Origin of the sequence: Pseudomonas sp. HMWF006, from assembly GCF_003061205.1 — a bacterium.
GTDB classification, from domain to species: domain Bacteria; phylum Pseudomonadota; class Gammaproteobacteria; order Pseudomonadales; family Pseudomonadaceae; genus Aquipseudomonas; species Aquipseudomonas monsensis.
This window is the reverse complement of the sequence record NZ_QAIU01000559.1, coordinates 4,166-11,849: the sequence shown is the minus strand read 5'-3', so window position 1 is coordinate 11,849 and position 7,684 is coordinate 4,166. Positions and strand designations below refer to the sequence as shown.

Sequence of the window (7,684 nt, the reverse complement as noted above, 5' to 3'; positions counted from 1 at the left end):
GCTCGAAGAGCGCGCGCAGAAGTTGATCAATGACGTGGTCGAAAGCGTGCGCCTGACCCGCGAAGCCGCCGGGTTCTCCGCTGAACGCTTCAAGCTCGGCTCGCTGTATTCGCTGACGGTGAAGACCGTACCGCAACTGATCATGGGCCTGAAGATCCGCCGCAGCGAACTCAACATCGACCTGATTCTCGGCTCGAACATCGACCTGCTCTACAAGCTGAAAAACATGGAAGTCGACGCGATCCTGGTGTCGCTGGACGACAGCATCAACGACCCGGACTGCGAGCAGATCCCGTTGTTCTCCGACGATATATTCCTCGCCACGCCAGCAGATTCGAAGTTCGCACAACGCAGTGAAGTCGATCTGGCCGAGGTCCGCGATGAAACATTTATCACCTTGACCCAGGGCTTCGCCACCCATCAGGACGGCAACCGGGTGTTCAAACAGGCGGGGTTCGAGCCGAAGGTGGCGATGCAGGTGAATGACATCTTCACGCTGCTGAGCATGGTCAGTTCGGGGGTGGGTTATGCGTTGCTGCCGGGGCGGATTGCGGCGGTGTATGAGAATCGGGTCAAGCTGATTCCGTTGCAGGAGAAGTATCGGTTGCAGCAGCACATTGGTGTGGTGTTTTTGAAGGCCAAGGAGAGGGATCCGAATTTGCTGGCGTTGCTGGCGGAGTGTCGGATGTATGCCAATCGACAGGCTGGGATTTAGAGCAAAATCAAGAGCTACCCCCTCACCCCAGCCCTCTCCCCCAAGGGGGCGAGGGGGAAAGGGAGCAGATCTTCATGGGTTTCAAGACCTGAGTTCGACTCAGGACTTTCAAGTCGGCGTACCTCCAACATCCAACTCGGTCAGTCCCCTCTCCCTCAAGGAGTAGAGCGGGAAAGGGAGCAGATCGGGGACTTTTCAAGGCCTGAGTTCGACTCAGGCATTTCAGGTCGGTGGATAACGCGAAAACAACTCGGTCGGTCCCCTCTCCCTCCGGGAGAGGGCTAGGGTGAGGGCAGCTTTTAGCGACTAACCCATCAACCCGCGCATCGCCAGAAACAACAACGAAGGCCCAAGCAAACACCCAAGCGCGGTATAAAACGCCGCCGTCAGACACCCGTAAGGCACCAGCTTCGGATCGGTCGCCGCCAACCCGCCGGCCACACCGCTGGACGTGCCCATCAAGCCGCCGAAAATCACCGCACTGCGCGGATTGTTCAGGCCAATCATCGGCGCCACGAACGGCGTCATCACCATCACCAGAATCGCCTTGATCAGCCCCGCCGCAATCGACAGCGCCATCACCTCGGAGCTCGCGCCAATTGCCGCGCCGGTCACCGGGCCGACGATGTAGGTCACCGCGCCAGCACCAATAGTGGTCAGGCTCACGGCATCGGTGTAACCGAATGCCATCGCCACGCCAACACCCGCCACGAACGATGTACCTACACCGACAAACAGCGCCAGTACCCCGACGAATCCTGCACGTTTCAGCTCATCGACACTCACGCCGAAGGCCGTGGCCACAATCGCAAAATCGCGCAGCATCGCACCGCCGAGCAAACCGATGCCCGACAACAACGGAATATCCACCACGCCTTTCTGCCCACCGGTCAGTGCACCGCCGACATATGACAACACCAGCCCCAGCAGAATGGCGATGGCCGAGCCGTGCAAACGGCCCTTGGTGAAGGTGTTGGACATCCAGTAGGAGACCCACATGGTCAGCCCGACAATCAGAAACCCGCTGATCAAACCGTAGCCGGTGATCACTTTCATCATCGATTCGTACATGGCGATTACCCCGCAGTCTTGACTGGAGCGATCGGGGTCTGCTCCTTGTTGCCCATGCGCGTCAGCACAGGCACCAGGGCAAAAGCGATCACCACTGCGAGTGTGCCGGCGAGAATCGCCATCGGCCCGCCCTTCAACGCGCCATAGACGTTTTGCTGTGCGGCCATGGCGACCACGATTGGAATGTAGATAGCGCTCCAGAACTCGACGCCCTGCTCGGTCTTGCCCTTGAGCCAGCCGCTTTTGTTGAGATAACTGCCCAGACCGATCAACAGCAGCATTGCGATACCGACACCGCCGACGTTGGCCGGCACACCGATCAGCTTGCCGAGCAGCTCACCGACCCAAATACCCACCAGCGTACAAAAGGCGAGAAACGCCACACCGTAAATAATCATTGTTGTAGTCCTCAAAGTGCATCGTCGAATGTTGTTTTTGTTGTTCGAAGCTTGAGTCGGCGGTTTTAGAGTTGGCGGCCACCCTCCTCTCGCAACAGCGCCTGCAAGGTGTCGAGACGAGCACTGTCGAAGGCAGTGACCGTGCCCTGCTCGAACACCCGGCGCGCCAGCCCGGTCAGCACCGCACCGGGCGGCAGTTCGATTTGTAAACGCACGCCGCGCTCGTAGGCGCTTTGTACGGTGCCGCGCCAATCCACCACGCGGCACATGTTGAAAGCGAGGTCGTCACGCAGGGCATCAGGCTTGATCACCGGACGCGCGCGACTGCCACTCAGGTAAGCGATTTTCGGGTTCTTCAATTCAACTTTGGCAAAGGCTTCGGCGAGGGTTTGTGCAGGTGCCTCCAGCAGCGGACAGTGCGACGGCACGCTCACTGCCAAACGTTTTGCCAGACCAGCGCCACGACTGCGCGCCAGTTCGGCCACCGCTTGCATGGCCTCGTCACTGCCGGCAATCACCACCTGGTTATCGGCATTGATGTTGGCCAGGTACACCGGTGAATCCTCACTGTGCACCTGCGCCAACAGCGTTTCGACTGTGGATAATTGCAGGCCGATGATCGCGGTCATGCCATAGCCCTGTGGATAAGCTTGCTGCATCAACTCACCGCGCAGGCTGACCAAGTGCAACGCATCGCTGAAGCTCAAGGCTCCAGCGACCACCGCTGCCGGGTAGGCGCCGATGGACAGGCCAGCAACGTAATCCGCCGTGAGTCCGTCCTGCAACAACTGCCGCGATGCTGCAACGCCGGCGATCAGCAGGCACAGCTGAACCGCCCTCGTGGTGCGTAACGCTTCGCTGGAATCGAGCAGCAAAACATCTTCACCGAGCACATCGCTGGCCTCGATCAAGGTTTCCCGTGGCAAGCGCTGCAGCATGCCCGCTTGCTGCGCGCCCTGGCCGGGGAACACCAGCAAGCTGCTCACGCTGCCTGCTCCTGCGGGTTCCACGGGTCAGTCACCAGACACGCCTGATGCTGGTTTTTCAGCAGCACACGGGCCGATCCGCTGGCCCATTCGCGCAAGGCGACCGCACCGAACGGCGTTTGCAATTGCAGGTCGATCCGGCACGCAGCCTGATCGAAAAGCTCCACGAATTTGCGGGCCTGATTACGCGTGATCAACTGCGGCGTACGCAAAATCAGATCGAGATCACTGGCCGCGTGCATCGCTTTAAAACCGCTGGCCAATTCAAACCCGACGCTGCCGCTGATTCCCCAGACCCAACCGCAATCATCGAGCATTGGCCGCAGTTGCTGGAGTGCCTGCATCACCGGCAAATCACGCTCGCACTCAACATGACAAAGCGCCTCCGGACTGACCCGACAGGCAATCGACTCGACAGGCATGAAAGCCGCCAACCGCTGCTCGCGCAACACACCGCGCACGCCCACCGCGACGTAACCTTCAGCGCTCGAGGCGCGTCGCACCACCACTGGTTGCCCGGCCGCCAGCGACTCAACCGCCCACAACGGCGTATCCGCCGGCAACTGCGCCGGGCTCATGCCCCACAGCAGGTCGTGGGCCAGAGGCGTGTTCACCACTGCGCCCTCAGCAGCTCGCGTACACGGCTGGAAGCAGCACGATTTTTTGCGCCGAGACGGTTGCTCAAGTCAGTGCTGGAGATATCGCCGATGGCTTGCTTCAGGCATTCGTTCACCCGTACCAGATCCTCAACGGTCGGCTGTTCAATCTGCTCAACCGACAAGGTTTCCCAGAGCAGTCCGAGACTCGCATAGCTGTCGATGTCATACGCCATTGGCGGCACGCTGGCGGCCAGCGCTTCCAGTTCCTCGACACTGCGCAAGGTCACCCGCGCCGCCGAGGCCTTGCCCATCGCATGCACCATCACCCCGGGATCGCGCAGGGCAATCAAACGATTGGCCTGATAACCATGCGCCAGAAACGCCCCCGACATCGCTTTGCCCACCAACAGCGCAATCACCGGATGCCCGGCCAACCGCGCACGGGCATAACTGTCCGCCGCACCGGCCAGCGCTTGATGAATGCCGAGGGCTTCTTCGCGGCGACCGTAAGCCTGGCTCGGCACATCGACGATGGCGATGATCGGGCGTTTCTGTGTTTTGTCGCGGTCGGCAGTGATCGCCTCATCCACAGCCTTGGCCAGGCCCCAGCCTTCGAGCAAACCGACCTCGCCGTTGCGAGCACGTGGATAACGGTTGTCCGGGTCAGCGACCACGGCGATAAACCGTCCGAGTTCGCCATCCGCCACCTTCAACGAGGCCGGCAGCCCTTCAACCACCACAGCACCCGCGCTCAAGGCGTTGAACCAGTTCAAACCGCGCAGTGAATAACCGCTCATGAGCGCTCTCCTTGATACAGATCGCGAACCACCGACGGTTCGATTTGCTTGTCAGTGTTCAGGCTCGTCAGACGTTGCAGAAACCATTCGGCACGTTGGCTGCGCGGCTGCGTCGGCAAACCTTGCTGAAGCAATTGGCCAACCTGCTGCCGAATCTGCGTCACGTCATCGGCGACATAACGATCCACCAAGCCGCTGGCGAAACGCTGTTCACCACCGGTCAGGCTCCAGATGAAGGGCCGGTCGCGGGAGTCGTATTCTTCGATCCCGGCTTCCTGCTCGATCACTTGCGGGCCGTTCAAACCGAGACGCGCTTCCTGGGTCACCAACAGATAGCTGCACAGCGCAGCGGCAATCGACATGCCGCCGAAACAACCGACGCTGCCCGCCACCACACCGACCGCCGGTTGGTACTGCTGCAAATCGACAATCGCCGCATGAATATCGGCAATCGCCGCCAGCCCGAGGTTGGCTTCCTGCAAACGCACGCCACCGGTTTCCAGCAGCAATACGGCGCGGGTCGGAATGCCCTTACGGTTGTCTTCGGCGGCCAGTTCCAGCGCGCCGGCGATCTTCGCCCCGCCGACTTCGCCGAGGCTGCCGCCCTGGAACGCGCCTTCGATGGCAGCGATCACCACCGGCAACCCGTCGAGGTTGCCCTTGGCGATTACCACGCCGTCATCGGCCTGCGGCACCACGCCCTGGCGTTCGAGCCACGGCGACATGACGCGCTGAAACGGGTCGAGCAATTCGCGGAAGGTTCCGGCATCGAGCAAGGCTTGCGCCCGTTGCCGCGCACCGAGTTCGACGAAGCTGTGTTTGTGCAACAGCGCTGCGCTGTCAGTCATGGCCGATCTCCTCGAAACCTTGTTCCAGACGCAAGCGCACCACACCTGGCGTCGCGCCGAAATCGTGGATGTCGATGGCCATCGCCGGTGGTGTGGTGCCGTCGAACATCCGCGCAAACAGATGCTGCCAACGCTGCTGCGCACCGTTGACCGAAGTCTGCACCTTGATCGTCAGCTTGCCGGCCAGCCCCGGTTCGATCAGCACTTCCAGATCACCCGAGCCGACACAACCGACCAGCGCGCGCCCGCGTGGCGGCTGCCCGGCGGGGAATTCAAAGGATAAGGTTTCCATCAAAACGCTCCCTGAAGAATGCCGTCGCGCTCGATGCGATCGAGCAGCAGCGTGGCGGCGAGCAAGTCGGCGGCGCCACCGGGCGAGGCATTCAATGCGATGAGTTGTTGATCCAGTTCGTGCAAGCGGCGGCGACCGCTGAGGCTGGCGCTGCCGCCAGCGTCGAGCACCGCTTGCGCGCCCTGCTGCATGGCGTGCAGACCCTCTTCGCCAGCGCGATAGAGCACGCAGGTGTCGGCCAGGTCAGTCATGATTGCGAGCAAGGCGTCGAGCCGGGCGTTCTGTTCGCCGTGGCCGTTGGCGCGGCTGCGCTTGAGTTGCGGCAAGCCGCGTTGCAGTACGGAGGGGAAGCCGAGTTGCGCTTCTTCACGGGCGCCGCGTGCGCCGTAACGCAGGGCGACTTGGGCGCCGTGGCTGAGTGGGCGCGGTGCGTAGCGGTCGTCGAGTAATGCCAGACGTGCGGCGCGCAGGGTTACGGCATTGGTGCTGCTGGATTTCGCGTCCAGTGCAGCTGCTGTGACGATCAGGCCCAAGGCCCAGATCGCCCCGCGATGGGTGTTCACACCATTGGTGGTGGCGAGCATCGCTTGCTCGCCTTCGCGACCGATGCGGCCAATCGCTTCGCGCAACGTTGAATCGACTTCGCCGATCTCGACCGCCGCTTCAGCCATTTCCTTGAACGCCGGCCACAACGACAGCGCCGAAGCGTGCATCAGGCCCAAGTGCAAATCGGTGTGCGCGCCATTGCCGCGACGGTCGACCAGCGCCGGTTTCGGCGACAGATCGGCTTCGTCGATCAGCGCGTCCACCGCCAGATCAGCCAATCGATCAGCTTGGGACAGCGGTTTTGCTTGCAGGTTAAATGCGTGCATTACCAGCTCCTGAATTTGGCGGGCGGGTTGTACAAACCGCCGGACCACTCGACCAGATCAGCCACGCTTTTCGCTGCGAGCAGTTCGCGGGTGGCGTCGGTGCGGCGGATGCCGAGGTCTTCGGGCAAGGCGATCAGGCCTTCGCGGCGCATGCGCTCGGTGTCTTTCGGGTTGTGCCGCAGGCCGATGGCGGTGACGCCCGCCACCGCTGCGATCATCGCCTGACGCTCTTCCAGCGAGCGCGCCTTGTACAGGTAGGCGATGCCCTCTTCGGTGAGCAGGTGGGTGACGTCATCGCCGTAAATCATGATCGGCGCCAGCGGCATCCCGCTTTTCTTCGCCACCTCCACGGCGTCGAGGGTTTCGACAAAGGTCGGTTTGCCACCCTCCTGGAAGGTCTCGACCATTTGCACCACGAGTTTCTTGCCGCGTTCGAGCATCGGTTGCTGCGCATCGTCGTGGCGCATATCGAGCCACGCCGGGGTGCCGTGACGCCGGCCGCGTGGATCGTGGCCCATGTTCGGCGCACCGCCGAAACCGGCGAGGCGACCACGGGTCACGGTCGAGGAATGGCCGTCGCCATCGACCTGCAACGTCGCGCCGATAAACAGATCCACCGCGTACTGCCCGGCGAGCTGGCAGAACATCCGGTTGGAACGCAGCGAGCCGTCGCGGCCGGTGAAAAACACGTCGGGCCGTGCGGCGATGTAGTTTTCCATGCCCAGTTCGGTGCCGAAGCAATGCACGCTTTCGACCCAGCCACTTTCGATCGCCGGGATCAGCGTCGGGTGCGGGTTGAGCGTCCAGTTGCGGCAGATCTTGCCCTTGAGGCCGAGGGATTCGCCGTAGGTCGGCAGGATCAGTTCAATGGCGGCGGTGTTGAAACCGATGCCGTGGTTGAGCGACTGCACATTGTGTTTTTCGTAGATGCCACGGATCGCCATCATCGCCATCAACACGTGCACCGGTTTGATGTGCCGTGGGTCGCGGGTGAACAGCGGTTCGATGTAGAACGGCTTGTCGGCGACTACGACAAAATCGACCCATGACGCGGGAATGTCCACGCGGGGCAGTTCGCTGACGTCGTCGACCAACTGATTGACCTG

The 7,684-nt window shown here is 61.8% G+C and carries 10 protein-coding genes; 1 reads left to right on the top strand and 9 read right to left on the bottom strand.

From position 1 onward, the window contains the following. Positions 1-715, top strand: a 715-nt coding sequence (locus tag DBR24_RS25500) for a LysR substrate-binding domain-containing protein (protein ID WP_256591824.1), incomplete at its 5' end; no start/stop codon positions are given. Between the two features lie 306 nt (positions 716-1,021). Here DBR24_RS25500 and madM read toward each other — a convergent pair. The 9 genes from madM to DBR24_RS25455 all read right to left on the bottom strand — a co-directional run. After that, entirely contained in the window at positions 1,022-1,786 is a 765-nt protein-coding gene (madM, locus tag DBR24_RS25495) for a malonate transporter subunit MadM (protein WP_038861195.1), read from the bottom strand. 5 nt (positions 1,787-1,791) lie between these two features. Next, on the bottom strand, positions 1,792-2,184 hold the full coding sequence (gene madL / locus DBR24_RS25490; RefSeq protein ID WP_128616109.1) for a malonate transporter subunit MadL: 393 nt from the start codon (positions 2,182-2,184) through the stop codon (positions 1,792-1,794). A 65-nt stretch (positions 2,185-2,249) separates the two neighbouring features. Continuing rightward, complete coding sequence (mdcH, locus tag DBR24_RS25485; protein ID WP_128616108.1) at positions 2,250-3,170, bottom strand: malonate decarboxylase subunit epsilon; 921 nt, start codon at positions 3,168-3,170, stop codon at positions 2,250-2,252. Further along, the gene (locus DBR24_RS25480) at positions 3,167-3,787 is read right to left on the bottom strand and encodes a malonate decarboxylase holo-ACP synthase (RefSeq protein ID WP_128616107.1); all 621 of its coding nucleotides are present in this window, start codon (positions 3,785-3,787) and stop codon (positions 3,167-3,169) included. Before DBR24_RS25480 ends, mdcH begins: the two co-directional genes overlap by 4 nt. Next, positions 3,781-4,566: a biotin-independent malonate decarboxylase subunit gamma gene (mdcE, locus tag DBR24_RS25475; RefSeq protein ID WP_128616106.1), complete on the bottom strand. Its 786-nt coding sequence runs from the start codon at positions 4,564-4,566 to the stop codon at positions 3,781-3,783. Before mdcE ends, DBR24_RS25480 begins: the two co-directional genes overlap by 7 nt. Next, positions 4,563-5,414 carry a biotin-independent malonate decarboxylase subunit beta gene (locus tag DBR24_RS25470; protein ID WP_128616105.1) on the bottom strand — a complete coding sequence of 284 codons (852 nt, stop codon included), beginning with the start codon at positions 5,412-5,414 and terminating at the stop codon, positions 4,563-4,565. The genes mdcE and DBR24_RS25470 overlap by 4 nt, the downstream gene beginning before the upstream one ends. Beyond that, positions 5,407-5,706 (bottom strand): malonate decarboxylase subunit delta, encoded by a 300-nt coding sequence (locus DBR24_RS25465; RefSeq protein ID WP_128616104.1) that lies wholly within the window; start codon positions 5,704-5,706, stop codon positions 5,407-5,409. The genes DBR24_RS25470 and DBR24_RS25465 overlap by 8 nt, the downstream gene beginning before the upstream one ends. Further along, complete coding sequence (locus DBR24_RS25460) at positions 5,706-6,578, bottom strand: triphosphoribosyl-dephospho-CoA synthase (protein WP_128616103.1); 873 nt, start codon at positions 6,576-6,578, stop codon at positions 5,706-5,708. The genes DBR24_RS25465 and DBR24_RS25460 overlap by 1 nt, the downstream gene beginning before the upstream one ends. Continuing rightward, positions 6,578-7,684 (bottom strand): malonate decarboxylase subunit alpha (locus tag DBR24_RS25455; protein WP_256591823.1); only part of this gene is annotated, 1,107 nt, incomplete at its 5' end. The genes DBR24_RS25460 and DBR24_RS25455, both read right to left, overlap by 1 nt.

What these genes read in the sequence shown, in the direction of transcription:
- madM (WP_038861195.1), bottom strand. Translation starts at nt 1,786, where the DNA reads ATGTACGAATCGATGATGAAAGTGATCACCGGCTACGGTTTGATCAGC.
- DBR24_RS25465 (WP_128616104.1), bottom strand. Translation starts at nt 5,706, where the DNA reads ATGGAAACCTTATCCTTTGAATTCCCCGCCGGGCAGCCGCCACGCGGG.
- madL (WP_128616109.1), bottom strand. Translation starts at nt 2,184, where the DNA reads ATGATTATTTACGGTGTGGCGTTTCTCGCCTTTTGTACGCTGGTGGGT.
- mdcE (WP_128616106.1), bottom strand. Translation starts at nt 4,566, where the DNA reads ATGAGCGGTTATTCACTGCGCGGTTTGAACTGGTTCAACGCCTTGAGC.
- DBR24_RS25460 (WP_128616103.1), bottom strand. Translation starts at nt 6,578, where the DNA reads ATGCACGCATTTAACCTGCAAGCAAAACCGCTGTCCCAAGCTGATCGA.
- DBR24_RS25470 (WP_128616105.1), bottom strand. Translation starts at nt 5,414, where the DNA reads ATGACTGACAGCGCAGCGCTGTTGCACAAACACAGCTTCGTCGAACTC.